Here is a 390-nt window from a genome sequence, read left to right as displayed (position 1 = left end):
ATTCTACATCTTTAAATTTTTCCAAAAGAATATTTACAATTTTCCTTGAATTACAAGTCAAATTTCTGAGCAACTGAAAACATTGGGCTTGTACTGCCCAACATGGATCATTAATAAAATCCAAAATTAAATTCATCGGGATTTTGGCCAAAAGCTGAAACTTCTCTTCATTCTGGCAATTGTACATTAGATGCCTTAGTACCCATAGAGAGTTTGCCTTCACTTCATGCACAGGTATGCCTTGCAATGCAATCCTTCTTTCATCTTCATTATCGTCTTTTTTTGAGTTAAACAATGGATCTGTTAACATCTTTTCAATTATATCGATTATACCGTTTCTCAGCATAAATGACTGTAAATTAGAGAACTCCACCACGAAGTTACAAATAC

The 390-nt window shown here is 33.3% G+C and carries 1 protein-coding gene; it reads right to left on the bottom strand.

Annotation, left to right across the window (positions count from 1 at the left end; genetic code table 11):
* Positions 1 to 376 (bottom strand): hypothetical protein (locus tag C1I99_RS35580; RefSeq protein WP_233512841.1); only part of this gene is annotated, 376 nt, incomplete at its 3' end.
* Positions 377 to 390 lie beyond the last annotated feature (14 nt).

This window comes from Micromonospora deserti (assembly GCF_003236335.1).
In the GTDB taxonomy this organism is placed as follows: Bacteria; Actinomycetota; Actinomycetes; order Mycobacteriales; family Micromonosporaceae; genus Micromonospora; species Micromonospora deserti.
The sequence above is the reverse complement of the archived record's forward strand: the minus strand, read 5'-3'. Positions and strand labels throughout refer to the sequence as shown.